Here is a 23,332-nt window from a genome sequence, read left to right as displayed (position 1 = left end):
AACCCCTTTGAGTACGGGAAACGGAGCAGACTCCGCACCCGCACGCATATCCGATACCACTGTTACCACCACCCGGAAGTCGACCTTCGCCTCCCTGAGGGTCCGCAACTACCGGCTGTTCTTCACCGGTGCCATCGTGTCCAACACGGGCACCTGGATGGCCCGCATCACCCAGGACTGGCTGGTCCTCAGCCTCACCGGTTCCGCCGCCGCCGTCGGCATCACCACGGCGCTGCAGTTCCTGCCGATGCTGCTCTTCGCCCTGTACGGCGGGGTGATCGCCGACCGCTACCCCAAGCGGCGCCTGCTGCTCCTCAGCCAGGGAGCGCTCGGCCTGTGCGGTCTGGCCCTCGCCGTCCTCACGCTCTCCGGGCACGTCCAGGTCTGGCACGTGTACCTGATCGCGTTCCTGCTGGGCATGGTCACGGTCGTCGACAACCCGGCCCGCCAGTCCTTCGTCTCGGAGATGGTCGGCCCCGCGCAGCTGCGCAACGCCGTCAGCCTGAACTCCGCCAACTTCCAGTCGGCGCGGCTCGTCGGCCCCGCGGCCGCGGGTCTGCTGATCGCCTCGGTCGGCAGCGGCTGGGCCTTCCTCGTCAACGGCCTGTCCTTCCTCGCGCCGGTGGCCGCCCTGCTGATGATGCGCACGAGCGAGCTGCACCGGGCCGAGCGCGCCCCGCGCGGCAAGGGGCAGCTGCGGGAGGGACTGCGGTACGTCGCCGGGCGCCCGGAGCTGATCTGGCCGATCGCCCTCGTCGGGTTCGTCGGCACGTTCGGCTTCAACTTCCCGATCTGGCTGACCGCCTTCGCCGACGGCGTCTTCCACGTCGGCCCGGGCGCGTACGGCTTCCTCAACACGCTCATGGCCGTCGGCTCGCTCGTCGGCGCGCTGCTCTCCGCCCGCCGCGGCACGTCGCGGCTGCGGACGCTGGTCGGCGCGGCGGTGGCCTTCGGCGTCCTGGAGATCGCCGCGGCGCTCTCCCCGGCGTTCTGGCTGTTCGCCCTGCTGCTGGTGCCCATCGGCATGCTCGGCCTGACGGTGAACGTGACCGCGAACTCGTCGGTCCAGATGGCGACGGACCCGGTCATGCGGGGCCGGGTGATGAGCCTGTACATGATGGTGTTCGTCGGCGGCACGCCGCTGGGCGCGCCCCTGGTCGGCTGGATCACCGACACGTACGGCGCGCGCGTCGGCTTCGCCGCCGGTGGCGCCGTCTCGCTGGCCGCGGCGGTGCTGATCGGCCTGGTGCTGGCCCGGGTGGGCGGGCTGCGCCTGCGCGTGGACCTGCGCCGCGGGCACCCGCACGTGCGGTTCGTACCGCGCGAGCAGCTCGCGACGGCCGCCTAGGGTCTTCTTCCCGCGCGGGACGGGCACGGGCCGGGCCGCTGAGCGGCCCGGCCCTTCAGCGGATCAGGCGTGGACCGGGCGCCAGGGGGTGCACATGCGCTCGCTGCCCTTCACGACGCATCCGCGCAGCTTGTACGCGCGTCCCTCGGGCAGGTTGCCGGACACGACCTTGATGTAGATCGCCTTGTGGCCGCGCGTGGAGGCGATGCGGCCGTTGCTCAGCTCGGCCTCGACCGCCCAGCCGTCGGGGCTGATGTCCTTGGCGATGAGGGAGTCGCCCGGGATGTCGGGCGCGGGCTGCGGGTCCGCGTTCCACCGGACGAAGCCCATGTCGTGGCCGTCCCGCGGGCTGGTGATGTGGACCGTCAGCGACCCGTCCGCCGACATCGCGGCACGCTCCCTGACCCCGGTCGCGGACACGGAGACATCGACGTCGGACGCGAGGTCACCCGTCTCGTCGGCGCTGGCGGTCCCGGCCCCGGCCGTGAGCGCCACCCCGACGAACAGGGCGGCCGAACCGGTGACCGCGCCGATGCGCTTGTGTATCGAACCCATGGTTTCCTTCGTTCTCGCGCGCGACGTCACACCGCCGCGCGCACGTTCCCCCGCCAACCTCGAACGGTGCTGGCAGTCAGTCAAAGCCACTGTATCCAGGGCGCTTTGAACGACTACTGGTGGGTAGCTTCTCGGGGCGGCGGCGCGACCCCGGCCCGCAACCGGGGCCGGCGGGGCGGCCGGCCGTGCCAGACTCGCGGCATGAGGCTTTTCGCTGCCGTGCTGCCGCCCCCGGCGGCCGTCGAGGAACTGGCCCGTGAGGTGGACCGGTTGAAGGCCCTGCCGGGTGCGGAGGCGCTGCGCTGGACCGGGCGGCCCGGCTGGCACTTCACCCTCGCGTTCATGGGGGAGGTCGACGAGCGGCTCCTTCCGGAGCTGCGCGAGCGGCTGGCCCGCGCCGCCCACCGCACGCCGTCCTTCCCCCTGCGTCTGCACGGGGGCGGCCGGTTCGCCCACCGCGCCCTGTGGACGGGCGCGGCGGGTGCCCTCGACGACCTGCGGCTGCTCGCCGAGCGGGCGGAGGCGGCGGCCCGCCGCGCGGGTGTCGCGATGGAGGACCACCGCCGCTACACACCCCACCTGACGCTGGCCCGCAGCCGCGGCGCGGACGCGGACATGCGCCCGTTCGTCGACGAGCTCCAGCACTTCGAGGGCGCGCGCTGGCAGGTCGCCGAGCTGCACCTGGTGCGCAGCAACCTGCCCGTGCGCGGCGAGCCGGGCACCGCGCCGCGGTACGAGACCGCCGGCTCCTGGCCCCTCGGCGAGTGAGCGGGGCGGGGCCTGCGGGGCGTCGCGGACACGGCCGGGGGCCGCGGGTGTGAGCACCCGCACTGCCCCCGCACGGCGGGGCGGTCCCGGCGGGCGGTTAACCTCGGAGCGTGGACCCGAAGACCCGTAACCGGATCATGGCCGGTGCCCTCGTGCTGATGTTCGTGATCATCGCCGTGGCCTCGGTGGTCTGACCCGTACCCGCCCGCCGGTGCGGCACCGGCCTACCAGGCGAACGCCTCCGGCGACGGCCCCGGTCCCGGGAAGACCGCGTCCAGCTCGGTCAGCACCTCGTCCGGCAGCTCCAGCTCCACCGCCCGCAGCGCGGAGTCGAGCTGCTCGGCCGTGCGCGGCCCCACGATCGGCCCGGTGACGCCGGGCCGGGTGAGCAGCCAGGCCAGGGCGACCTCGCCGGGCGCCAGCCCGTGCTTGTCCAGGAGGTCCTCGTACGCCTGGACCTGCCGGCGTACGGAGGTGTCGGCGAGCGCGTCCGCCGAGCGGCCCTGTGCGCGGCGGACCCCTTCCGCCTCCTTCTTCAGCACGCCTCCGAGCAGTCCGCCGTGGAGCGGGGACCACGGGATGACGCCGAGGCCGTACTCCTGCGCGGCCGGGATGACCTCCATCTCGGCGCGGCGCTCGGCGAGGTTGTAGAGGCACTGCTCGCTGACGAGGCCGAGCATGCCGCGCCGGGCGGCCGTCTCGTTCGCCTGGGCGATCTTGTAGCCGGGGAAGTTGCTCGACCCGGCGTAGAGGATCTTGCCCTGCTGGACGAGTACGTCGATGGCCTGCCAGATCTCCTCGAAGGGGGTGCGGCGGTCGACGTGGTGGAACTGGTACAGGTCGATGTAGTCGGTGTTGAGCCGCTGGAGGCTCGCCTCGACGGCCCGCCGGATGTTGACGGCCGAGAGCCGGTCGTGGTTGGGCCACACGTTCCCGTCGGGCGCCATGTTCCCGTACACCTTGGTGGCCAGGACGACCTTGTCCCGCCGGCCGCTGTTCCGGCCGAACCAGGAGCCGATGATCTTCTCCGTCCGGCCCTTGTTCTCGCCCCAGCCGTAGACGTTGGCGGTGTCGAAGAAGTTGATGCCCGCGTCGAGCGCGGCGTTCATGATCGCGTGGCTGCCGGCTTCGTCGGTCTGGGGCCCGAAGTTCATGGTGCCGAGGACGATGCGGCTGACCTTGAGTCCGGTGCGTCCGAGCTGCGTGTACTTCATGGACGTACAGCCAACGCCTTGGAGCGCGCTCGAAGCAAGGGGGCGCCGGGCGGCGCGGCGGTGCGCGTCAGTCGAGCGGGAACTCGGAGGTGTCGAGCTCAGACATGAAGATGTGCCCCCCGACGATCTCGGCCTGGTAACCCTCGGGGACGGGCATCCGCTCAAGCCCCTCGAACATGTCGTCCAGGGTGCGCTCGTCGTCGCTCTTGGCCATGTGGATCCTGTCGCTCTCTACGACGGTCATCGTGGCGCTCCTCCCCGCTGCCGCGTGATCGCATGCGGGCGCGCGTCTCAACGACAGGCGGGCGAGGGCCGGCACGCGGGTGGCGAGAAGTCGCCGGGGTGCCGGTGGGGGCTACGCGCCGCCCAGCCAGTTCGCGGCGTCCAGGCGGTAGGCCGTCCCGGGCGGGACGGCGGTGCGCAGGGCGTCCTCCAGGTCGTGGAGGCGTTCCGGCCCGAGGGTCCGCGCCCAGTCCGTGCGCAGTTCGTCGAAGACCGTGGCGGACAGGGCGAGGCAGTCCAGGCCGCGCGGGGTGAGGCGGACGAGCTTGCGGCGGGCGTCGGCCGGGTCGTCGGCGCGCTCGGCGTACCCGAGGGAGACGAGCCGGTCGACCGTCTTGCCGGCCGCCTGCTTCGACACGCCGAGGCGTCGCCCCACCTCGCTGGCGGTGGTGCCGCCCGCGCCGATGGCCTGCAGGGCGAAGCCGTACGCGGGGCGGACGTCCGGGTGGCCCCGGCGGGCGAGTTCGGCGTGGAGCCGGTCGATGAGGGTGCGGAACCCCGCGAACAGGAGCAACGGCAGTTCGTAGCCCGGCGTGCCGTCGCCCTTGCCCGGTTCGACAACCTGGTTTACCTTCCTATCGTCAACCATGTTGTCCATCTTACGAAGGGGACGGCCGTGTTCGTCGACCACACCCTCGATTCCGCTCCCGCCGAGGCGCGCCCCACCATGGAGGCCATCGCCCGCCGCGCGGGCCACCTCCCGCCCGCCGTGGCGCGCCTCGCCACCTCGCCGCACCTGCTGAACGGCTTCATGCACCTCACGGCCCTGTTCGACCGCGCGACCCTGGACCCCGTCGCCCGCGAGGTCGTCGTGATGTCCGTCGCCACGCGCAACACCTGTCACGTCTGCATCGACCTGCACTCGGCGAAACTCCGCGCCCTCGGGGCCGGCGAGCCGCTGATCGCCGCCCTCACGGACGGCACACCGCTCCCCGACGAGCGCCTCGAAGCGGTACGGCTTTTCGTCACCCGCGTCTACGCGACGTCGGGCGCCGTCCCGGACGACGACCTGCGCGCCTTCCTGGCCCACGGCTTCACGCACCAGCACGCCCTGGAGGTGGTGATGGGCATCGGCACCTACACGCTCTCCACCTTCGCCAACCGCCTCACGCGCGTGTGACCCGACGGGACGTACCGTCCGCGCCCGCGACCTAGGATCGACGATCATGGACATAGCACTCATCGCGCTGCTCATCGTCGGTGTCGCCCTCGCCGTCTCCGGCCTCGAAGTGAAGCTCAAGCGCACCGACCGCCGCATCGCCCGCCTCGAGACGAAGGTCGACCTCATCCTCGACCACCTCGGGATCGAGCACACCGACCCGCGGCTCGGCCGGGTCGGCGAGTTGCTGCGGCAGGGGAAGAGGATCGAAGCGATCAAGGCGTACCGCGAGATCACCGGCGCGGGGCTGAAGGAAGCCAAGGACGCGGTCGACGCGATGGCCTCCTGAGCCGCGTCCGTGGCGGCAAGCCGGTGGCGGGGTGAGGGTGGGTGAGGGCGGCTGAGGGCGCGCGCTCCGGGGATCAGCCGGAGACCTGCCGCCGCACCTCCCGCGTGAAGGCATCCGCTGCCGGCCCGACCCAGCGCCTGCGGTGCCTGGCCACATGGAGGGGGACGTCCGCGAAGTGGGGGCCGCGGACCTGTGCCAGGCGCCCCGTCCGCAGGTGCTCCTCCACCGTCGTGAGCGGCAGTACGGCCAGCCCGAGCCCGGCGGCGACGCAGTTGCGGGCCGCGTCCACGCTCCCGAACCGGGTCAGCCGCGGCCGGGCCCCGGGCACGGCGAGCAACCGCCGCTCCAGCTCGTCGCTGTAGGAGCAGCCCTGCTCCAGCAGGAAGAAGCTCTCGCCGGCGAGGTCCTCCCAGGAGACCGCCTCCGTCCGCGAGGCGAGCGGGTGCCCGGCCGCGCACAGGAGCGCCAGCGGTTCGCGGGCGACCGGCTCGGCCGTCACCTCGGGGAAGCCGGCCTCGCGCTCCAGAAACAGCGCCAGATCGAGGCGCCCGGACCGCAGGCCGTCGACGCACTCCGCGGTACCGGCGGCGTAGAGGTGGACGTCGACCTCGGGGTGGCGCGTCCGCAGGGCCGCGACGACGCCGGGCAGCCGCCCGGCGCACAGCGACTCGGGGGCGCCCACCACCACCCGTCCCCGCACGGCGCCGTCGCTGTCGCAGCCGGCGCGCAGCCGCGCCACGGCGTCGAGGACGTTCTCCGCCTCGGCCAGCAAACGTCTTCCGGTCTCGGTGAGGAGCGCGCCCGTGGGGACGCGGTCGAAGAGCCGGGTCCCCAGCTCCCGTTCCAGGGCCTTGATGTGCACGGTGACCGTGGACTGGGCCAGGTGCAGCTCCGCGGCCGCGGCGGTGAAGCTGCCCGTACGGGCGAGGGTGGTGAAGGTGAGCAGCAGGCGGGTGTCCACGCTCCCCAGGGTATGCGCACTGCCGATGGATCCGATCGATATTCATCGTTGGACGCGATGGTCCGGCCGGGGAACCATGGGAGCCATGACCACCGAAGCGAACAAGGCCCTCCGATACTCCGCCTTCACGACCGGCCCCCACGGCGGCAACCCCGCCGGGATAGTCCTCGACGCCTCCGGGCTCGACGACTCCGCGATGCTCGCGATCGCCGCGGAGATCGGGTACTCGGAGACCGCGTTCGTGACGCGCCGCGACGACGCGGCGCGACGGTTCCGGGTCCGCTACTTCAGCCCCCTGGCGGAGGTGGCCTTCTGCGGGCACGCCACCATCGCCCTGTCCGTAGCGCTCGCCGAGCGCCTCGGCGCCGGTGACCTCCTCCTCGACACCCCGGCGGGTGAGATCCCGGTCGCCACGACGGAGGACGCGGAGGGGGCGGTCCTGGCCACGCTCACCAGCGTCCCGACCCGCAGCCGGCCCGCCACGGGCGGCGAACTCGACGCCGCCCTTGCCTCCTTGCGCTGGCCGGCCGCCGACCTCGACCCGGCCCTGCCCCCGCACGTCGCCTTCGGCGGCAACGACCACCTCGTCCTGGCCGCCGCCTCCCGCGAGCGCCTCGCCGACCTGGACTACGACGTCGACGCCCTGACCGCGGTGATGCGGCAGCACGGCTGGACGACCGTGAACCTGGTCTGGCGCGAGTCCCCGCAGCGCTTCCACGCCCGCAACCCGTTCCCGGTCGGCGGTGTCGTGGAGGACCCGGCCACCGGAGCGGCGGCCGCCGCGCTCGGCGGCTACCTCCGCGCGCTGGGCCTGGTCACCGCCCCCACGACGATCGCGATCCGCCAGGGCGAGGACATGGGCCGCCCCAGCGACCTGCTGATCGACCTCTCCCCGGACGACGACCGCACGCGCGTGACGGGACGGGCCGTACGTATGGGATAAGGCCGCGCACTTGTTGATCTTGCTCGCGTAAGGTGTCCGTGTCCTTCAACCCCCATCAAAGGAACAGCACATGAGCTCTCGGCGTGCCCGGAACCTGACGGCCACCGCGGTGGCGGCCATATCCTTCGTCTTCGCCGGCGCCATCCCGGCGCACGCGGCCCCGGACTGGCAGACCTACAAGGCCACCTCCAACTGGACGTGCGGAGACGACAAGTCCCACAAGGTCTCCAGGGACCTCATCTTCCAGACGTGCATCGTCAAGGGGGACCGCAAGGCGCAGGCCGTCCTGGTCGTGTCCAACCGCAGCACGAAGGACGTCGTCCTCCCCATGGCCAGGGTCCACTCCAACGGCCTGTACGGGGCCGGTCACGAGAACGAGGTCCAGTGCGGCGGCATGTTCGGCGGCGCCTACACGCTCAAGGGCGGCCAGGCCCGCGCGTGCTTCGCCCCGACCGTCCCCGTGCACTGCGCCGACATCATCGCCTTCGGCAAGCTGTGGGCCAACAGCGTCGGTGAGGACGCGACGTACAACGTCGTCGCCAGGCCCGGCTGCTGAGACGCGGTCGCCGGTCTCCGGCTGTCGCCGGCCCGGCTGAGCCCGGGCGCGCACCGGCCGGAGGTGCGCCCGGGCCCCCGGGCGCACCCACCTCCTCAGCGGCTCGCCTCTCCGAGGGCGGCGACCTCGCGTACGGCTCCGGCGACCGCCGGGTAGTCCTTGCGCAGGATGGCCCCGTGGTTGCTCGGGACCTTCGCGCTCACCCGGATGTGCGGGTTGCGGGCGGTCACCGCGTCCAGGCCGGCGCGGATCCGCTCCTGCTCGTCATCGCGGCTTCCGAAGGACGTCCCCGAGGCGACCACGTACCGCACCGGGACGGTGATGCCGTCCAGCACGGGGCCCAGTTCGCGCTCGCGGCTGAGCCTGCCGAGCTCGATGTTGCTGTCGGCCTGCTGCGCGGCGGTCATGCGCGGGGCCAGGCCCATCGGGCGGGCCAGCGGCATGACCCAGCTCAGCCGCCGGAACAGCGTGCGGATCCGCTGCTCCATGGCCTCGTCGAGCCAGTCGTACGGGAAGGCGCCGTCGACCAGGACCGCGCCCAGAGCACGGTCCGGGTTCCGGTCGGCCCAGTGCGCCGCGACGACCGCTCCGTAGGACCAGCCCACCACCAGCGCCCGGTCCACGCCCCGGGCCGCGAGAACGGCGTCGACGTCCCGGACGGCGGCCTCGAAGGAATAGTCCGCCGAACGCTTCGACTTGCCGCGGGCCCGCTCGTCGTAGGTGATGTGCCGCCACCCCGACCCCAGGTCGGCGATGACCCGCCGCCAGTACCCCTGGGTGGCGAACTGGCCGTTGAGGTAGACCACGGGGATACCCGGACCGCCCGTGTCGGTGACCGCGAGGGCCGTGTCCTCGACCGGCACCATGCCGGTCCACGCCGAACCGGCCGAGGCCGTGCTGCTGTTCTTCGTCATGTGTTCCCCCTGGTCGTGTGTGGTGGGTGCGGTGTGCGGTGTGCGGTGCCGGTCGCGCCGGTCCGAGCGGTGGGCTCAGAGGCTGCGGGCGGTGATGTCGCCGTGGGAGGTGGTGGCGCGGATGTCGAGCTCCGCCGTGCCGTCGTTCTTGAGGGCGTTGCTGATGCGGCCGTGGCCGGTGCCCGCGTCCAGGGCGGCCGAGGCGCCGGCGGCGGCGCCGACCGAGATGTCACCGGACTGGGTGCTGAGCACCACAGCGCCGCGCACGGCCTCGCCGATCCGGATGTCGCCCCGCGCGGTGCTGATCTCCGCGGGGCCGCCCAGCCGGCCGACCTCGACGTCGCCGTCGATCGCGGTGAGGCGGACGCTCGCCGCTTCGTCGATCTTGATCTGGCGGTACGCGCCCTCGAAGGCGACGTCACCGGCGCGGCCGACGACGCGGAGTTCGGAGCTGGCGGTCTTGGCCTCGACATGGGAGCCGGCGGGCAGCTTGACGGTGACCTCCAGGGATCCGAACGGGCCGAAGAGCTGGTTCTTGGGGCTCTGGGTGTGGATCCGCAGGACGCCGTCGGCGTAGGCGACGGTGGTCTGCTCGGCGGCCCGGACGTCGCGGCTCTTGGCCGGGTCGGCGGGCCGGACCTCGACGGTGGTGTCGGCGCGGTCGGCGGCGATGATCTGGACCCGTCCGGCGGGGATGGCGAGGACGGTGGAGATCGGGGACGGGGTGCTGAACTGCTGCATGGTGTGCTCCGGTGCTTGCCGTTTGTTTCTGACACCGGAAACGCTACGTAGCTTTCCAGGGGCGTGCAACACAGCCATTGCACTCGGAGAGCATTTATGCAGCTCAACGGCATTAAAACGTTGCAACGGAGTTGGATGGTAATGCAACGATGGACCTCGAGCGTTGCAATGAAGGAGAAGTGAACGCTATGGCGAGGGGGAGGAAGCGGGCCGGAACGGACCGACGCCCCGGCGGTGGTCGCCGGGGCGTCGGTCCGTGAACTCGGTGTGGGTCAGGTGTTGTTGCCCGGGGTCGTTCCGGAGCTCGTGTGGAGGATCTCGCGGGCCTGGTCCGCGGCGCGTGCGATGCTCTCGGAGACGAAGTCGATGAAGCGGGCGATGTTTTCCAGGCGGGTGGCGGCCGGGGTGCCGGCTCCGAGGATGCTCACGCCCTGCCGGGCGATCTCGCCGAGATGGGCGGTGGACCGAGCACTGGCCATCGTGGACTGGTACATGACGTCGTCGTCGACGACATAGCGCTCGCGGCGGCGTTCGTCGCGTTCCCGGCGGATGAGGCCCTGGCTTTCGAGGAACGTGATCGCTTTGGAGACGGACGCCGGGCTGACCTGGAGGTGCGCGGCGAGTTCGGAGGCGGTGAGGCTGCCGGCATCGGTGGTGAAGAGGCCGGCCAGCACCCGGGCCGTCATCTTCGGCAGGCCCGACTGCATGAAGACGGTGGTGAACGTCTCCTCGTACTCGCGTACGGCGTCGGCGTCGCGTCCGTGCGCCTGCGGGGGCGCGTTGCGGTCCCGGGACGCGACCTTCCTGCGGCGGTGGGCACGGCGCTCGGTGGCGCGGTGGGCGAGGTCGGCGCGGTAGGCGGTGGGGCCGCCGTTGCGCATGACCTCGCGCGTGACGGTCGAGGTCGGGCGGTCCAGCCGCCTGGCGATCTCCGCGTACGCGAGGCCGTCGGCCAGTCCCAGCGCGATCTGCTGGCGTTCCTGCTGGGTGAGCCTGCCTCCCGGCATCGCGGTCTCCTTCGTGGTCCGTGGTGCGCCCACCATAGCGTTCAAACCAGCTCATTGCAATGAAGCGCCCTGGGGGCTGTTGCGTTGATACTCGGTCCGTTGCAATGAAAAACCCACAGTGAGCTGCCAAGACGCAGCCATCGCGCAACGACTTCCTTGCTGCACAAGTAAAGGCAACGTAGCGTTTCTCTCGTCAGAAACCGACGGGCGGTCATGGCGACATCACCGCCCACAGCCTGTGGAGGGCACAGCTCATGACCGACGCGACCATGTCCGGTACGGACCGCCCGGAACTGCAGAAGGCCATCGAGGTGTTCGTCGACGCCGGCTTCGCCGGGATACAGATGCGGGTGCACGACGAGCAGGGTGAGTGGGTCGGCAGCGCCGGGGTGCGCAAGCTGGGCGAGACCGCCGAGCCGCCGATGGACGGGCACTTCTGGGCGGGCAGTGTCGCCAAGACCTTCACCGCGACCGCCGTCCTGCTCCTGGTGGACGAGGGAACGCTCGCGCTGGACGCCCCGGTGGCCGACCACCTGCCCGAGCTGGGGCTGGACCGGCGGATCACGGTGCGGATGCTGCTCCAGCACACCAGCGGCCTGTTCAACTACACCGGTGAGTACTACGAGGACGGCACATTCGTGCCGGGCATCCCCGCCACGGGGAAGGAGTGGGTGGACAACCGGCTGCGCGGCTACCGGCCCCAGGAACTGGTGGGGCTGGCGCTGTCCAAGCCGGCGCGGTTCGAGCCGGGGGCGGGCTTCAGTTACTCCAACACCAACTACACCCTGGCCGCGCTGCTGATCGAGCGGGTCACCGGCCGCACCTACGGCGAGGAGATGCAGCGGCGGATCCTCGGGCCGCTCGGGCTGCGCGACACCGTGCTGGCGGGTGACGTCACCGAGCTCCCCGAGCCGCACGCCCACGGCTACTACCGCTACGAGGACGACGGCGAGTGGAAGGTCGTCGACGTCTCCCGCCAGAACCTCACCATGCTGCTCGCGGCCGGCGGCATGATCACGACCACCCGGGACCTCCACACGTTCTTCTCCGCGCTGAACGGCGGCAGGCTCCTGCCGGCCCCGCTGCTCGCCGAGATGCGTACGCCCTACGGGCCGCTCGCGTACGGCCTCGGGCTGTTCGTGCAGGATCTCGGCCCGGAGTGCGGCGGCACCGTCTACCACCACAACGGCGGTGCCCCCGGGGGCTACGGCGCGCTGATGTACAGCACGCCCGACGGCAGGAGGACCCTGACCGCCGGGCTGACCACCGGCGACGCCGCCGTCAACCCGGCGGAGGTGTTCCCGCAGGCGCTGGACAGGCTCGTCAAGGAGGTGTTCGCCGCCGCGCGGGCCACGGGCTGACGAGGAGCTCCGGTACTACCGGAGGTCGCTCAGGAACGCCGTCCATGCGGCGGGGGAGAGGTCCAGGGCGGGGCGGGCGATGTCCTTGGAGTCCCGGACGTGGACGGTGTGGGGGCAGGTGGCGACCTCGACGCAGTTGCCGCCCTGCTCGCTGCTGTACGAGGACTTCGTCCAGGTGAAGGCGACCTCGACGCAGTTGCCGCCCTGGTCGCCGCTGTAGCTGGACTTAAACCAGTTGTGGTCGCTGATCATAGTTTCCGTGCCACCTGTTCGATGAGTTCGGCGGAGTCTTCCGGGTCGAGGGCCTGTGCCCGCAAGGTCCCATAGCGTGCGTAGACGTCGCCCACGTCGGGCTGTTCGCTGAGAAAGTACCTCCCGCCCTGCCCCTCGACATAGACCAGTTGACTGCGGCGCTCGGCTGTGTCCAATAGGGCGAAGGGGCCGTTCAGCCCCGCATGCGTCTGGCGCTCCTCTGGCATCACCTGAATCTCGACGTTGCGCAGCCGCCCAATGTGGAGGATGTGCAGGAGGTTGGCCTTGAGCACTGCCGGGCCACCAAGTGGCCTCGTCAGAGCGGTCTTCTCCAGGACGAACGTGATCAGCGGCTTGGGCTTTCGGTTGAACAACGTTTGCCTCGACAGGCGGGCTTTGACGCCTGCCTCGATTTCGTCGTCGTCCAAAGGCGGGCACGCGCAACCGAAGACGGCGCGTGCGTACGCGTCGGTCTGAAGGAGGCCGGGGATGAGGTGGTTCTCGTAGGTATGGACGCCCGCCGCCCGCGCCTCCTCCTCCAGGTAATCCTCGAACCACGCCGCCACCCCGCTCGCCTTCAGCTCCTTCGCCACCTCCAGCAGTGCACCTTGTGCACCCACCAGATCGTCCGCGAGCTCCACGAAATTGCCCCGCGGGCGGCGCTCCCCGCGCTCGATCATGGCCACTTGGGACTTGGAGTAACCCGTATGCCTGCCCAGTGCCTCCTGTGAGACCTTCGCTCGTTCGCGGTGGAAGCGCAGCAGCCTGCCGAACGCCTTGGCGGCGCCCGGAGTGCCGTTGTTTCCGATGTTCACGCCCGTCCTCCCCAGGTGCACAGCGCGGCACAAACAGCTTGTGGCGCTGGTCACAGTAGAGCCGGACCGCAAAGCTGGCCGCATGAATCCGCGCAATTCACTTGACACGGTGCCGTCCTGGGTTCCGGCGGCCGGGCATGCCCTGCGGCATGCGGGCATCCACTTCGACGCCGTCCGCATCGGCGGGATGCTCGGGGAGGAAGTGGCGTACGAACTGATGCAGTTCACCCACTTCGAGGCCGGGCCGATCGTCCGGGAGCTCGCAGGGGAGCAGAACCTCTACTTCCTCCTGCCGCCGCAGACCGCGGCCGCGTACTCCTGGCCGGCGGGGGCGCGGGCGCTGAGCCGCAGCGGGCGCAGTACCGCGTTCGTGGGAGTGCCCGCGCTGGACGGGCTGACGTGGCCGCTGGACTGGAGGTCGCGGCCCACCGAGGAAAGCCCCTTCGTGGAACCGGACTTGTTGTACGAAACGGTCCTCCGTGCTGTACGGTGACCGCGTCATCACGCTCCGTTGCGCAAATGGGGCGGTCCCCGGGGGTGCGCCAACACCGTCCGAGGACCTTCATCACCAGTGGAGAGGCAATCCACTAGAAATGCTTCGGCATGCTATCGCGCCCCTTCGGCGCTTCACCAAGGTCTCGCACGACCTCGTACGGCATCCGCGTCTGAACAGCGACGCGAAGCTGCTGCTCATCCACATCCAGGGGCTCCCGGACCACAAGGTCGGCAAGCCGCTCGGCGAGCACGCCACCGACCTCGGGATGAAGCCCCGGGCGTACCAGAAGGCCAAGCAACTGCTGGTGGAGTGCGGGTACTTCCACGAATGGCAGTGGCAGGACCGCCGGGGCCGCTGGAACACCGACCAGCTCTGCTCGAACGTCACCCTCACGAGGGAGGAGGCGAGCCGGGTGCGGCACGGTGTCCCGCCCGAGGGGCCACCGAGTGTGCCGGAACCGGCGGTCGGTGAAACGGCTCCCCGGAACCTCGGCGGCCCCCCTCCGGTAGAAGAAGACCAGAAGAAGAACGCTCCCCACCCCCCGCCCCAAGACCCCGACGCGGCCGAGGCGCCCGAGGTGCCGGAGCGGCCCGACGGTCCCGGGGCGTCCGGGGTGCCGGAGCGGCAGGAAGAACCCGGGGCGTCCGGGGCGCCGGAGGTCGCCCAGGCGGAACGCGTGCTGCTCTCGCTGCGGCACACGCACCCCGGCCTGCTGCTGGGCGTCCGGGAGGCACGCGGCCTCGCCGATGCCGCCGCGGAATGGCTGCGGCGCGGCCTGACGGCGAAGGACCTGCACCGGGCGCTGACGCAGGGCCTGCCGGCCGACGGTGTCCGCTCGGCGGTGGGCTTCGTACGCCACCGCCTCGTCGCCAAGCTCCCGGCGCCCGCGGAGCCGTCCCCGTCGCTGCCCGCCCGCGGCCCGGTGGCCTGCGGCGGGCCGGGTGACGAGCACTACTTCCGGCCCCTCGGCGACGAGACGCACTGCGGCCGCTGCCGCACCGCTGCCGCCGCAGCGCCACCCGCACGCCGCAGGGCCATCCCGTGGCGCGCCCTCGTCGAGCAGGAGGCCGCCCGTGCGTAGGTCATTCGCTGGAGGAGGGAGACGCCTGAAGCCCTGATGGCGGGCAGCGCTCAGGTCTGACGCCTCACGGTCCGCCCCCGCCGCCGCACCCCCCGCCCCCGCCCGCGCCGCAGGCCGCCCCGCCTCCGCCACCGGCGCCGCAGCCCGCCGGGCCCGCGCAGGAGGTGCCGCCCCAGTCGGAGGTCGTGCCGCACCAGTAGGCGGCGCCGAAGCCGGGGGAGCCGCTGCCGGAGCCGAAGGGGCTCGGGCGGCCGGACCAGGTCTCGGGGGTGACGAGGGCCGTGAACTCCGGTTCGCGCGAGGCGGCGAGGCCGTCGAGGGCGACGGCGCCCACCGGGGTGGCCGCCAGCGCGGTCAGGGTGTCGGCCGACCGGGAGGTGGGCGGCCGTTCCCGTTCGGCCCGCAGGGTGTTGAGCTTCCGGTGGACGTCGTGGGGCACCCGCGCGTGCACGGGCTTCAGCAGCCATGCCGGTACGGCGGCGATCGCGGACAGCAGCAGCCCGGCCCACCAGCGGTGTGGCGAGCCGAGCGCGAGCTCGCCCGCCGTGAGGGCGAGCGGCAGGACGGCCGCGATCCGCAGGAGGCGCCGCGCCCGGTACTGGCGGCGCAGCAGCGTCGGGCTGACCAGGACGCACTCGGCCTTCAGGCGGTCGCCGACCGACTGCACCGCGCGGGTCGAGGCCGCACGGGCCACCAGCTTCCCGAGGGCCTCTGAGCGGTGGATGCCCGCGGCCTCGATGAGCGCCTTCTCGACGGCGTCCGCAGCGCCGGAGGCGTCGGCGCCGTCGTGGAAGGTGACCGTGCCGTCCTCCGCGACCGACAGCAGGCCGCGCCGCTTCATCCGGTACAGCGCGATCGTCACCACGCGCCGTGGCCCGCCCGCCAGGAAGGCCAGCTCGTGGGCGGTCAGGTCCGCGCGGATCCGCACCGCGCGCCGCGTCTCCCGCCGGATCGCCGCCGCCACGAACAGGCGGCCGGCGAGCGCGCCGGCCACCACCACCAGTACCGCACCGTAGAACACACCGGGCCACATGGCCGTACCCCCGTCGTTCCCCCGTGATCCCCGTCGAGTGCGTTGTCCCCGCGCGGGGAGATCGGCAAGCGCGGCGAACACCCTTGACATCAAGTGTGGTTGAGGTCCGAGGCTGGGTCGCGTCGGCAGGAACCGACGGGAACGACAGGAACGACGGGAACGTCGGGAACAAGGAGAGTGGTCATGAGCCCGCAGATCGCAGGAGTCGGCGTCCCGCAGGCCGACGTGGACGCCATCGTCGCGCTGGTGGACCGGGTCCAGGAGGCGCAGCAAAAGGCCCTGCCCGAGGACTTCCTGAGTCTGTTCCGGCAGGACGCCATCTGGACCACCGGCCACGGCAAGCGGCTGTTCGGCCTGGACGAGATCGGCGCCTTCACCCGCACGGTGCTGCCGGGTTCGCTGGAGCATGACGTGACCGCCACCTTCGAGGTGGAGTACATCCTGTTCGTCCGCCCGGACATCGCGGCGGTCAAGGTGCGCCAGCTGCCGGTCACCAGGGACGGGCAGCGGCTCGACGAGGTGTTCCTGGGCAGCGGGGACCCGGCGGCCCTGGTGGCCGACCACCCCGACGCCGTGCCCGGCACGCCGATGTACGTCCTGGCGAAGGACGACGGCGTGTGGCGCATCGCCGCCGCTCAGAACACCAAGGTCATCGACCCCGGGAGCCTCGTCCGGTGAGTCCCGCGTAGGGGCCGCCGATGCCCCACGCCTGGTGCATGGCCGTCGCGAAGGCGGAGGCCAGCTTGTGTTCGCCCGACGGGCCGGGGTGGGTGCCGTCGTAGGTGTCGGTGTGGAGGTCGTACGACTCGGGGGGCGTCGCCAGCAGCAGGGGGGAGCCGGGCTCGTCGAGGTCGGCGACCGCCTTCGCCAGCAGTTCGTTGAAGCGGGCGCACTCGGCGGCGAAGGCGGCCTCGTCGCGGGCGCGGACGTTGGGTATGACGGGCAGCAGCACGGCGCGGACGTGCGGGTTGGCGGCGCGGGCCTCGCGGATGAAGGCGCGGGCGTTCCCGGCGGTCTGGTCGCTGTTGGTGTAGAAGCCGAGGTCGATCAGTCCGAGGGCGACCAGGAGGACGTCGGCCTTGGTCGCGGCGACCGTCTCGCGGATCAGCGGCGCCATGTGCAGCCAGCCCTCGCCCCAGCCGGCGAGGTGGCGGCGCGCCCTGTCGGGGAAGTCCGGGTCGCCGTAGTCGTACGAGACGGGCGCCTCGGCGGCGGTGTCGTACAGCTCGGTGCGGGGGCCGACGATGCGGTACGGGCCGCCGTACGTCGCGTTGAGGTGCTGCCACATGCGGTAGCGCCAGGTGTAGTCGCCGGCGCGCCCGATGGTTTGGCTGTCGCCGACGAACATGAAGCGCATGGGGGCCATCATCCCCGACCGGGGCGGTGGTGTGCGATGTGACCATGGACACTGGGGGCATGGCTTCGTGGCGTACGGCTCTGGGGGCGGCGGCCCTGGTGGTGGCGGGTGTGGTGTCCGCGGCGGCACCGGCGGCGGCCGAGGACGGCGGGTTCACGCTGGAGGACGGCAGGATCACCGAGTCCAGCGGCCTCGCCGCCAGCCGCGCCCACCCGGGGGTCTACTGGACGCACAACGACCAGGACGGGCCGCGGGTGTTCGCGGTCGACTCGCGCACCGGCCGGACGGTGGCGACGGTCACCCTGCGCGGGGTCGGCACGCCGCGCGACATGGAGGCGATCTCTGTCGGGCCGGACGGCGCGGTGTACGTCGGGGACATCGGGGACAACCTCGACGGCTCGTGGGACCACGTGTGGATCTACCGCTTCCCCGAGCCGAAGCGGCTGCGCGACCAGACGGTGGACGCCACGCAGTACGTGGTGCGGTACGCGGACGGGCCGCGCAACGCCGAGGCGCTGATGGTGCACCCGAAGACCGGCCGGGTCTACATCGCGTCGAAGAACGAGGACGGCGGCGGGCTGTACGAGGGGCCCGCGCGGCTGTCGGCGGGCGGCGCGAACGTGTTCCGGCGCGTCGGCGAGGTGCCGTGGGTGACGGACGGCGCGTTCTCGCCGGACGGGACGCGGCTGGTGCTGCGCGGCTACTTCAGCGCCCGGGTGTACGCGTGGGAGGACGGGCGGCTCGGGCGGCACGAGCCGGTGAACGCGCCGTTCCAGGGCCAGTCCGAGTCGGTGACGTACACGCCGGACGGCTCGGCGGTGCTGTTCGGCTCGGAGGGGGAGCGGAGCGGGGTCGTGAGCGTGGCGGTCGAGGGCGCGCCCACCGGGTCGCGGACGCCGTCCCCGGCGGGGGGCAAGCCCGGCGGGGACACCGCGGGCCGCGGGGACGGCGGCGCGGGCGGCGGGGGCGGGGGCGGGGACGCGACGCTCGGGGCGCTGGTGCTGGGCGGTGCGGTGGTCCTGTACCTGGGGTGGAAGCGGCTGCGGCGGGGCGCGCGGGGCGGGAGTTACTGATCGTTTAGCGGAAGCAGGCAGTGAAGGTAGCGGTCAGGGCGTCCAGGGCCGACGCGTAGGCGTGTTCGGGCGGACGGCCGTAGCCGATGATGACTCCCTGTGCGGTAGAGGGGAGCGCGCGGCGTTCCGACAGGTAGCCGAGGGCGAGGCCGCGTGCCTCCGCGGCCGTGCGGACGTCGGCCTCGGTGGGCCCGCCTGAGGGAAGGACGGCCAGGGCGTGCAGGCCCGCGGCGATGCCGGTCAGGGAGATGGGAACGTCCGCGATGCGGCGGCGGAGCTCGTCGCGGCGGCGGAGGTACCGCTGACGAGAGGCGCGGATGTGCCGGTCGTAGCCGTGACGAGTGATCAGGTCGGCCAGGGTCAGCTGGCCGAGATGTTCGGTGTGGTGGTCGACGTGCAGCTTGGCGTCGACCACCGGGTCGATCAGGCGGGGCGGCAGGACCATCCAGCCGATCCGCAGCGCCGGGCCGAGCGTCTTGGACGTCGTGCCCAGATAGGCCACGTCCTCGGGGCCGGCGCCTTGCAGCGCGCCGACGGGCTTGCGGTCGTAGCGGAACTCCGCGTCGTAGTCGTTCTCGACGATCAAGCCGCTGGACGAGCGCGCCCAGTCCAGCAGGGCGCGCCGTCGGCCGGGATGGAGCGTCCGGCCCGTCGGGTACTGATGGGCCGGGGTGACCTCCACCGCGTCCGCCGCCAGACCGTCGACGAGATCGGCGCGGGCTCCCAGATCGTCGACTGGCAGCGGCACCACTCGCGCCCCGGTACGGCGGACCGCCTCGCGATGCAAGGGAACACCTGGGTCCTCCATGGCGAAGGTCCCGCCGACGGCGGTGGCCAGCAGCGTCAGGCCCTGCAGATAGCCGTTGGTTATCACGATCGAATCCGGACGGGCCGACACGCCCCGTGCCCGCCCCAGATACCCGGCCAGTGCGGTCCGCAGCTCGGCGCGTCCCCGCGGATCGCCGTAGCCGAAGGCGTCGGCCGGAGCCGAGCCGAGGGCACGCCGCGACGACTCCAGCCACGCCGCCACCGGAAACGCCGATGCGTCCGGACTCCCCGGACGCAGATCATGCCGTGGCCGCTCCGCCCGCGCCGGCTCGGCCGTGGCCACCGGCACGACCCCTGGCCGTAGCGCCACCACGGTGCCCGAACCCTGACGCGCGGTCAGATACCCCTCCGCGATCAGCTGGTCGTACGCCGCTCGCACCGTGCCCCGCGCAAGCCCCAGGTCCTCCGCGAGCCTCCGCGTCGCCGGCAACCGCGTCCCGGGCGCCAGCCGCCCCGACCTCGCCGCAGCCCGCAACGCCCGCTCCAGACCCGTCCGGACCCCGTCGGCAGCGTCCAGTTCCAGATGCAGGTCCAGGCCAAGATTGGGCCACTGATCCGCCATACGATTGGATCTTAACCGCGGCCCAATCGGCTCTTTAGGTTCGTCCAAGTGACCTTGATCGAACCTCCACAGAGCGGCTCTCCCCGGACCGGCCGGCTGCTCGCGACGGCCTACGGACTGACGATCGCGAACCTCTACTACTGCCAGCCCCTCCTCCCGCAGATCTCCCGGTCCATCGGCCCCCACGCGGCCGACCATCTCATCGCCGTCGGCCAGCTCGGCTACGTCCTCGCCCTGATCCTGATCGTCCCGCTCGGCGACATCGTCCCCCGCCGCCCCCTCCTCGCCGTCCTGCTCTGCGCCAACGCCGCCGCCCTCGGCCTGACCGCCGCTGCCCGCACCACCGGCCTCCTCCTGGCCGCCGGATCACTCATCGGGCTCACCGCCGCCGCCTTCGTCAACACCCTCATCCCCTACGCCGCCACCATGGCCGCATCCCACGAACGCGGACGCGCCGTCGGGACGATGCTCACCGGCGGACTCACGGGCATCCTTCTGTCCCGCACCGTCGCCGGCCTGGTCTCGCAGGCCGTCGGCTGGCGTGCGCTGTTCACCGCGGCCGCGATCAGCACCCTGCTGCTCGCCGTCGTCCTCACCCGCGCCCTTCCACCCGCCCCACCCGATCTGCCCGTCCCGTACCGGTCCCAGCTTCACGCCACTCTTCGCCTCGCCGCCACCCACCGGCTGCTGCGACGCCGAGCCTTCATCGGAGGCTGCTCCTTCGCCGCCTTCGGCGTCTTCTGGTCGACCGCTGCCTTCCTCCTCTCCGAACCCCCCTACGGCTACGGCCCCGCCCAGATCGGGCTGCTGGCACTGGCCGGCGCCGCCGGAGCACTCACCGTCCGACCCATCGGCCGCGCCGCCGACCGAGCCGACCACCGACGGCTCACCAGGACGGCACTGGTCCTCGGTGTGGCGTCCTTCGCCGCTCTCTGGGCCGGCGGCCACCACCTGGTCTGGCTCCTCATCGGGCTCTTCGCCATGGACACCGCCATCCACGCCACCCACCTGCTGAACATGAGCGTCGTCTACGGCATCGACGACGCCCGCGCTCGCCTCGCCTCGGTCTACATGACCGGTTACACCCTCGGCGGTATCGCCGGCGCGGCCCTCGGACCCGCCGCCTACACAGCCGGCGGCTGGACCGCGACCTGCCTCCTCGGCGCCGCCTTCCTCGCGATCGCCCTCACCGCGACCTTCAACCGGACGGAGAACCCGTGACACCCCAGCTGATCATCTTCGACAACGACGGCGTCCTCGTCGACAGCGAGCCCATCGCACACGGCGTGCTCTCCGGATACCTCACAGAACTGGGCTTCCCCTTCACCCTGGAAGAGTCCTACCGACACTTCCTCGGCAATGCCGGCCGCACCGTCCACACGGTCGTCGCCCACAGATTCGGCGGCACACTGCCCGCGGACTTCACCACCCGCCTCCACGAGCGGGTGTTCGCCGCCTTCCGGGAACAGCTGGACGCCGTCCAGGGCGCCTCCACCGTGCTCACCGAACTACGGCGCCGCAGCATTCCCTACTGCCTGGCATCCTCCTCCGACCACGCCTGGATCGACCTCACCCTCGACCGGACCGGCCTGCGCCCCCTCCTGCCACCTGACGCGGTCTTCAGCGCCCAGGACGTCCGAGGCGTCGGCAAACCCGCACCCGACCTCTTCCTCCACGCCGCCGCCGCACTCCACACCGACCCGCACGACTGCCTCGTCATCGAGGACAGCCCAAACGGCATCCGTGCGGCGAAGGCCGCCGGCATGCCCGTGCTCGGCTACACCGCCCTCACCCCCGCGAGCAGCCTCATCGGAGCGACGTCCTACATCACCCACTTGACCGGACTCCTCGACCACCTCGACCAGGACCATTGAATCCCGTGCGCCGTGGTGAACTCGCGCGCTGGTCCCGCAGATGCGCGGGACCTGACGCCGATCACCCGGACCCGCCGGGACGGGGTTCATGTTTCGACCAAGCCTCGACTGCGGCCTTCACGAAATCGCGTGTCTGGTCCTCAGTGTCCGGTCCCCAAGGCTGGAAACGACAAGCCTCTGGGAGACAGGCCCACGCGTGAATGGCCTGCCAGTCATCAGACGCGATCTTGTCCAAGGACACCGAGTGCTGACGCATGGGTTGATCTTGTCGACCGGCGGAACTCCGGACCGTGCCTGGGCGGTCGGCCGCCCTTGGGGTCGTGGATTCGCGGCGGTTTCGGTAACCGCATCACGCGGTCACCGCGGATCCGCCCGATCAGCTCGACGGGCAGATTCCGCAGACCCAGGGCACATGACCATGTGGCCGAAGCGGTTCGAGGCGCTGTCCGAGGCGTGAGGGCCGCTCAGTCGGGCAGCGCGACGGTGAGGTCCACCTCGACCAGCTGCCCTGCGAAGCCCAGCTGCGCAACCCCCAGGAGCGTACTGGCGGACGTGAAGGCCGGCCCGAGGGCGGAAGCGGTGAGCCGGTGCCAGGCGAGGCCCAGGTCGTCCCTGTCATCGCTCCGCACGTAGATCACCGAACGCACCACGTGCTGCGGCTGAGCGTTCACCGCCGTAAGGGCAGCCAGTGCGTTCAGGACAACCTGATCGACCTGCACCTCGAGGGAGCCCGGGCCGACGAGAGAGCCGCCCTGGTCGAGGGGGCACTGCCCCGCCAGATAGGCCGTTCGGCCGGTCTCCACCACGGTGATGTGGTGGTAGCCCGGCGTCTCATGCAACTGATCGGGGTTGATGCGGCTGATCTTTGCTGTCATGCCGCGAGTCTGACGAGTCCGCCCCCGACACGCACCCGGATTTGCCCCACCGCGCGACCGTCCGACGCGGCGCCGGGTTGAAGAACAAACTAAGGTGCCGGTTCCGCGTCCCCGGGGGTCCCGGGGGCGGGGGTCGCGCCGGCGCGCCGGGCGACCAGGGCCTCGAAGCCGCCGATCAGGGCGCGCAGGCCGAAGGCGAAGTGGTCGAAGTCGGCCCGGAAGGTGTCCTCGGCGAGCCCTGCCATCAGGGGGTAGTCGCCGCTCTCCAGGGCGCGGACGAGGAAGGGCTCCTGGCGCTTCCAGAACTCCGCGTCGCTGACGCCCGTCTCCTTCGCGGCCTCGACGGTCTCGGCCTCCATGCGTGCGATGCCGGTGACGAAGCTCTGGACGGCGATGAGCACCGAGATGGTCTCGGGGTCGCTCAGACCCATCCCCCTGAGTCCCGCCAGGGCCAGCTCCAGGCCGCGCAGGGCGCTCGGGCCGAGGACCGTGCGGGTCTGGTTGACCTTCAGCAGCCAGGGGTGGCGGCGGTACTGGTCGAGCTGGGTGCGGGCGATGGTCTCCACGGCCGCGTGCCAGTCGCAGGGGAGGGGTGCGCCGGGTGCGAGCGGGGGCCGCTGGACGTGGTCGAGCATCAGGTCCAGCAGCTCGGCCTTGCCGGGGACGTACCGGTAGAGCGACATGGTGCCGACGCCCAGTTCGGTGGAGAGGCGGCGCATCGAGACGGCGTCCAGGCCCTCGGCGTCGGCGACCTTCACGGCGGCGGTGACGATCCGGCCGAGGGTGAGGCCGCGCTTGGGGCCCCGGGAGGGCGGCTCGCCGGTCCCCCACAGCAGCTCCAGGCTGCGCACGATGTCGCCGCTGCCGGTGGTCACCGTCGTCTTGTCACTGCTGGCCATGGCGTCAGCGTAGTCGTCGGGGATATCCGCTGGACAAAAACTGGGTACGCTGTACGCTCGCTTGGGTACGGTGTACTCAGTTTCAGCGG

The 23,332-nt window shown here is 71.8% G+C and carries 28 protein-coding genes and 1 pseudogene; 13 read left to right on the top strand and 16 right to left on the bottom strand.

The features are described 5' to 3' along the window. The first annotated feature begins 7 nt into the window (after positions 1-7). On the top strand, positions 8-1,348 hold the full coding sequence (locus tag ACIA79_RS06270; RefSeq protein ID WP_399426980.1) for an MFS transporter: 1,341 nt from the start codon (positions 8-10) through the stop codon (positions 1,346-1,348). Positions 1,349-1,411: 63 nt separating this feature from the next. On the opposite strand, the gene ACIA79_RS06265 is transcribed toward ACIA79_RS06270, so the two are convergent. Continuing rightward, positions 1,412-1,903: a hypothetical protein gene (locus ACIA79_RS06265; RefSeq protein WP_399426979.1), complete on the bottom strand. Its 492-nt coding sequence runs from the start codon at positions 1,901-1,903 to the stop codon at positions 1,412-1,414. A gap of 201 nt (positions 1,904-2,104) precedes the next feature. Here ACIA79_RS06265 and thpR point away from each other — a divergent pair, with 201 nt between their 5' ends. Further along, on the top strand, positions 2,105-2,671 hold the full coding sequence (gene thpR / locus ACIA79_RS06260) for an RNA 2',3'-cyclic phosphodiesterase (RefSeq protein ID WP_399426978.1): 567 nt from the start codon (positions 2,105-2,107) through the stop codon (positions 2,669-2,671). Positions 2,672-2,895: 224 nt separating this feature from the next. Here thpR and ACIA79_RS06255 read toward each other — a convergent pair whose 3' ends face one another. The 3 genes from ACIA79_RS06255 to ACIA79_RS06245 form a co-directional block, all read right to left on the bottom strand. Beyond that, positions 2,896-3,885 carry an aldo/keto reductase gene (locus ACIA79_RS06255; protein ID WP_399426977.1) on the bottom strand — a complete coding sequence of 330 codons (990 nt, stop codon included), beginning with the start codon at positions 3,883-3,885 and terminating at the stop codon, positions 2,896-2,898. A 67-nt stretch (positions 3,886-3,952) separates the two neighbouring features. Next, the gene (locus ACIA79_RS06250) at positions 3,953-4,129 is read right to left on the bottom strand and encodes a hypothetical protein (RefSeq protein WP_399426976.1); all 177 of its coding nucleotides are present in this window, start codon (positions 4,127-4,129) and stop codon (positions 3,953-3,955) included. A gap of 111 nt (positions 4,130-4,240) precedes the next feature. Beyond that, positions 4,241-4,756, bottom strand: coding sequence for a MarR family winged helix-turn-helix transcriptional regulator (locus ACIA79_RS06245; protein WP_399426975.1), 516 nt, complete (start codon positions 4,754-4,756; stop codon positions 4,241-4,243). A gap of 78 nt (positions 4,757-4,834) precedes the next feature. Between ACIA79_RS06245 and ACIA79_RS06240 the strand changes: the two genes are divergently transcribed. Together ACIA79_RS06240 and ACIA79_RS06235 are read left to right on the top strand one after the other, a co-directional pair. Then, complete coding sequence (locus ACIA79_RS06240) at positions 4,835-5,287, top strand: carboxymuconolactone decarboxylase family protein (RefSeq protein ID WP_399427131.1); 453 nt, start codon at positions 4,835-4,837, stop codon at positions 5,285-5,287. 46 nt (positions 5,288-5,333) lie between these two features. Beyond that, complete coding sequence (locus tag ACIA79_RS06235; protein ID WP_399426974.1) at positions 5,334-5,615, top strand: ribosomal protein L7/L12; 282 nt, start codon at positions 5,334-5,336, stop codon at positions 5,613-5,615. A gap of 73 nt (positions 5,616-5,688) precedes the next feature. Here ACIA79_RS06235 and ACIA79_RS06230 read toward each other — a convergent pair whose 3' ends face one another. Further along, complete coding sequence (locus tag ACIA79_RS06230) at positions 5,689-6,576, bottom strand: LysR family transcriptional regulator (RefSeq protein ID WP_399426973.1); 888 nt, start codon at positions 6,574-6,576, stop codon at positions 5,689-5,691. 76 nt (positions 6,577-6,652) lie between these two features. Here ACIA79_RS06230 and ACIA79_RS06225 point away from each other — a divergent pair, with 76 nt between their 5' ends. Both ACIA79_RS06225 and ACIA79_RS06220 read left to right on the top strand, forming a co-directional pair. Continuing rightward, the gene (locus tag ACIA79_RS06225; protein WP_399426972.1) at positions 6,653-7,519 is read left to right on the top strand and encodes a PhzF family phenazine biosynthesis isomerase; all 867 of its coding nucleotides are present in this window, start codon (positions 6,653-6,655) and stop codon (positions 7,517-7,519) included. 70 nt (positions 7,520-7,589) lie between these two features. After that, entirely contained in the window at positions 7,590-8,075 is a 486-nt protein-coding gene (locus ACIA79_RS06220) for a hypothetical protein (protein ID WP_399426971.1), read from the top strand. 95 nt (positions 8,076-8,170) lie between these two features. Here ACIA79_RS06220 and ACIA79_RS06215 read toward each other — a convergent pair whose 3' ends face one another. The 3 genes from ACIA79_RS06215 to ACIA79_RS06205 form a co-directional block, all read right to left on the bottom strand. Then, on the bottom strand, positions 8,171-8,989 hold the full coding sequence (locus tag ACIA79_RS06215; protein WP_399426970.1) for an alpha/beta fold hydrolase: 819 nt from the start codon (positions 8,987-8,989) through the stop codon (positions 8,171-8,173). A 75-nt stretch (positions 8,990-9,064) separates the two neighbouring features. Continuing rightward, positions 9,065-9,730, bottom strand: a complete 666-nt coding sequence (locus ACIA79_RS06210; RefSeq protein WP_399426969.1) for a DUF4097 family beta strand repeat-containing protein — start codon at positions 9,728-9,730, stop codon at positions 9,065-9,067. A gap of 272 nt (positions 9,731-10,002) precedes the next feature. Continuing rightward, on the bottom strand, positions 10,003-10,737 hold the full coding sequence (locus ACIA79_RS06205; protein ID WP_399426968.1) for a helix-turn-helix domain-containing protein: 735 nt from the start codon (positions 10,735-10,737) through the stop codon (positions 10,003-10,005). A gap of 254 nt (positions 10,738-10,991) precedes the next feature. Between ACIA79_RS06205 and ACIA79_RS06200 the strand changes: the two genes are divergently transcribed. Continuing rightward, positions 10,992-12,098, top strand: coding sequence for a serine hydrolase domain-containing protein (locus ACIA79_RS06200; RefSeq protein ID WP_399426967.1), 1,107 nt, complete (start codon positions 10,992-10,994; stop codon positions 12,096-12,098). Between the two features lie 15 nt (positions 12,099-12,113). Here ACIA79_RS06200 and ACIA79_RS06195 read toward each other — a convergent pair whose 3' ends face one another. Beyond that, a complete protein-coding gene (locus tag ACIA79_RS06195) occupies positions 12,114-12,350 on the bottom strand; it encodes a DUF397 domain-containing protein (RefSeq protein WP_399426966.1) in 237 nt (78 codons plus the stop codon). Further along, positions 12,347-13,165, bottom strand: coding sequence for a helix-turn-helix domain-containing protein (locus ACIA79_RS06190; protein ID WP_399426965.1), 819 nt, complete (start codon positions 13,163-13,165; stop codon positions 12,347-12,349). Before ACIA79_RS06190 ends, ACIA79_RS06195 begins: the two co-directional genes overlap by 4 nt. Before the next feature lie 82 nt (positions 13,166-13,247). Between ACIA79_RS06190 and ACIA79_RS06185 the strand changes: the two genes are divergently transcribed. Next, on the top strand, positions 13,248-13,658 hold the full coding sequence (locus tag ACIA79_RS06185; protein ID WP_399426964.1) for a hypothetical protein: 411 nt from the start codon (positions 13,248-13,250) through the stop codon (positions 13,656-13,658). Positions 13,659-13,758: 100 nt separating this feature from the next. Further along, positions 13,759-14,742 carry a hypothetical protein gene (locus ACIA79_RS06180; protein ID WP_399426963.1) on the top strand — a complete coding sequence of 328 codons (984 nt, stop codon included), beginning with the start codon at positions 13,759-13,761 and terminating at the stop codon, positions 14,740-14,742. 64 nt (positions 14,743-14,806) lie between these two features. Here ACIA79_RS06180 and ACIA79_RS06175 read toward each other — a convergent pair whose 3' ends face one another. After that, the gene (locus ACIA79_RS06175) at positions 14,807-15,775 is read right to left on the bottom strand and encodes a TIGR04222 domain-containing membrane protein (RefSeq protein ID WP_399426962.1); all 969 of its coding nucleotides are present in this window, start codon (positions 15,773-15,775) and stop codon (positions 14,807-14,809) included. 183 nt (positions 15,776-15,958) lie between these two features. On the opposite strand from ACIA79_RS06175, the gene ACIA79_RS06170 reads away from it, so the two are divergent. Further along, on the top strand, positions 15,959-16,453 hold the full coding sequence (locus ACIA79_RS06170) for an SgcJ/EcaC family oxidoreductase (RefSeq protein WP_399426961.1): 495 nt from the start codon (positions 15,959-15,961) through the stop codon (positions 16,451-16,453). Here the strand turns inward: ACIA79_RS06170 and ACIA79_RS06165 are convergent. After that, complete coding sequence (locus ACIA79_RS06165; protein ID WP_399426960.1) at positions 16,425-17,132, bottom strand: GDSL-type esterase/lipase family protein; 708 nt, start codon at positions 17,130-17,132, stop codon at positions 16,425-16,427. The two genes, ACIA79_RS06170 and ACIA79_RS06165, sit on opposite strands and share 29 nt — an antisense overlap. Positions 17,133-17,191: 59 nt before the next feature. Here ACIA79_RS06165 and ACIA79_RS06160 point away from each other — a divergent pair, with 59 nt between their 5' ends. Beyond that, positions 17,192-18,205, top strand: a complete 1,014-nt coding sequence (locus tag ACIA79_RS06160; RefSeq protein ID WP_399426959.1) for a WD40 repeat domain-containing protein — start codon at positions 17,192-17,194, stop codon at positions 18,203-18,205. A 4-nt stretch (positions 18,206-18,209) separates the two neighbouring features. Here ACIA79_RS06160 and ACIA79_RS06155 read toward each other — a convergent pair whose 3' ends face one another. Beyond that, a complete protein-coding gene (locus ACIA79_RS06155) occupies positions 18,210-19,595 on the bottom strand; it encodes a PLP-dependent aminotransferase family protein (protein ID WP_399426958.1) in 1,386 nt (461 codons plus the stop codon). A gap of 48 nt (positions 19,596-19,643) precedes the next feature. Between ACIA79_RS06155 and ACIA79_RS06150 the strand changes: the two genes are divergently transcribed. Together ACIA79_RS06150 and ACIA79_RS06145 are read left to right on the top strand one after the other, a co-directional pair. Beyond that, positions 19,644-20,816, top strand: coding sequence for an MFS transporter (locus ACIA79_RS06150; protein ID WP_399426957.1), 1,173 nt, complete (start codon positions 19,644-19,646; stop codon positions 20,814-20,816). Further along, complete coding sequence (locus tag ACIA79_RS06145; protein ID WP_399426956.1) at positions 20,813-21,469, top strand: HAD family hydrolase; 657 nt, start codon at positions 20,813-20,815, stop codon at positions 21,467-21,469. Before ACIA79_RS06150 ends, ACIA79_RS06145 begins: the two co-directional genes overlap by 4 nt. 245 nt (positions 21,470-21,714) lie before the next feature. Here ACIA79_RS06145 and ACIA79_RS06140 read toward each other — a convergent pair. The 3 genes and pseudogenes from ACIA79_RS06140 to ACIA79_RS06130 form a co-directional block, all read right to left on the bottom strand. Next, a pseudogene (locus ACIA79_RS06140) lies at positions 21,715-21,870 on the bottom strand (transposase); the annotation flags it as partial. Between the two features lie 63 nt (positions 21,871-21,933). Beyond that, positions 21,934-22,344, bottom strand: coding sequence for a RidA family protein (locus tag ACIA79_RS06135; RefSeq protein WP_399426955.1), 411 nt, complete (start codon positions 22,342-22,344; stop codon positions 21,934-21,936). 89 nt (positions 22,345-22,433) lie between these two features. Further along, a complete protein-coding gene (locus tag ACIA79_RS06130) occupies positions 22,434-23,243 on the bottom strand; it encodes a TetR/AcrR family transcriptional regulator (protein WP_399426954.1) in 810 nt (269 codons plus the stop codon). Positions 23,244-23,332: the final 89 nt, after the last annotated feature.

Origin of the sequence: Streptomyces sp. NPDC051310 (assembly GCF_044455245.1) — a bacterium.
Classification (GTDB): domain Bacteria; phylum Actinomycetota; class Actinomycetes; order Streptomycetales; family Streptomycetaceae; genus Streptomyces.
The sequence above is the reverse complement of the archived record's forward strand: the minus strand, read 5'-3'. Positions and strand labels throughout refer to the sequence as shown.

Bases quoted from the DNA above. Each gene is read 5' to 3' on its own strand.
- ACIA79_RS06265 (WP_399426979.1), bottom strand. From the start codon at position 1,903: ATGGGTTCGATACACAAGCGCATCGGCGCGGTCACCGGTTCGGCCGCC.
- thpR (WP_399426978.1), top strand. From the start codon at position 2,105: ATGAGGCTTTTCGCTGCCGTGCTGCCGCCCCCGGCGGCCGTCGAGGAA.
- ACIA79_RS06255 (WP_399426977.1), bottom strand. From the start codon at position 3,885: ATGAAGTACACGCAGCTCGGACGCACCGGACTCAAGGTCAGCCGCATC.
- ACIA79_RS06250 (WP_399426976.1), bottom strand. From the start codon at position 4,129: ATGACCGTCGTAGAGAGCGACAGGATCCACATGGCCAAGAGCGACGAC.
- ACIA79_RS06245 (WP_399426975.1), bottom strand. From the start codon at position 4,756: ATGGTTGACGATAGGAAGGTAAACCAGGTTGTCGAACCGGGCAAGGGC.
- ACIA79_RS06240 (WP_399427131.1), top strand. From the start codon at position 4,835: ATGGAGGCCATCGCCCGCCGCGCGGGCCACCTCCCGCCCGCCGTGGCG.
- ACIA79_RS06235 (WP_399426974.1), top strand. From the start codon at position 5,334: ATGGACATAGCACTCATCGCGCTGCTCATCGTCGGTGTCGCCCTCGCC.
- ACIA79_RS06225 (WP_399426972.1), top strand. From the start codon at position 6,653: ATGGGAGCCATGACCACCGAAGCGAACAAGGCCCTCCGATACTCCGCC.
- ACIA79_RS06220 (WP_399426971.1), top strand. From the start codon at position 7,590: ATGAGCTCTCGGCGTGCCCGGAACCTGACGGCCACCGCGGTGGCGGCC.
- ACIA79_RS06215 (WP_399426970.1), bottom strand. From the start codon at position 8,989: ATGACGAAGAACAGCAGCACGGCCTCGGCCGGTTCGGCGTGGACCGGC.
- ACIA79_RS06210 (WP_399426969.1), bottom strand. From the start codon at position 9,730: ATGCAGCAGTTCAGCACCCCGTCCCCGATCTCCACCGTCCTCGCCATC.
- ACIA79_RS06205 (WP_399426968.1), bottom strand. From the start codon at position 10,737: ATGCCGGGAGGCAGGCTCACCCAGCAGGAACGCCAGCAGATCGCGCTG.
- ACIA79_RS06200 (WP_399426967.1), top strand. From the start codon at position 10,992: ATGACCGACGCGACCATGTCCGGTACGGACCGCCCGGAACTGCAGAAG.
- ACIA79_RS06195 (WP_399426966.1), bottom strand. From the start codon at position 12,350: ATGATCAGCGACCACAACTGGTTTAAGTCCAGCTACAGCGGCGACCAG.
- ACIA79_RS06185 (WP_399426964.1), top strand. From the start codon at position 13,248: ATGAATCCGCGCAATTCACTTGACACGGTGCCGTCCTGGGTTCCGGCG.
- ACIA79_RS06180 (WP_399426963.1), top strand. From the start codon at position 13,759: ATGCTTCGGCATGCTATCGCGCCCCTTCGGCGCTTCACCAAGGTCTCG.
- ACIA79_RS06175 (WP_399426962.1), bottom strand. From the start codon at position 15,775: ATGTGGCCCGGTGTGTTCTACGGTGCGGTACTGGTGGTGGTGGCCGGC.
- ACIA79_RS06170 (WP_399426961.1), top strand. From the start codon at position 15,959: ATGAGCCCGCAGATCGCAGGAGTCGGCGTCCCGCAGGCCGACGTGGAC.
- ACIA79_RS06165 (WP_399426960.1), bottom strand. From the start codon at position 17,132: ATGCGCTTCATGTTCGTCGGCGACAGCCAAACCATCGGGCGCGCCGGC.
- ACIA79_RS06160 (WP_399426959.1), top strand. From the start codon at position 17,192: ATGGCTTCGTGGCGTACGGCTCTGGGGGCGGCGGCCCTGGTGGTGGCG.
- ACIA79_RS06155 (WP_399426958.1), bottom strand. From the start codon at position 19,595: ATGGCGGATCAGTGGCCCAATCTTGGCCTGGACCTGCATCTGGAACTG.
- ACIA79_RS06135 (WP_399426955.1), bottom strand. From the start codon at position 22,344: ATGACAGCAAAGATCAGCCGCATCAACCCCGATCAGTTGCATGAGACG.
- ACIA79_RS06130 (WP_399426954.1), bottom strand. From the start codon at position 23,243: ATGGCCAGCAGTGACAAGACGACGGTGACCACCGGCAGCGGCGACATC.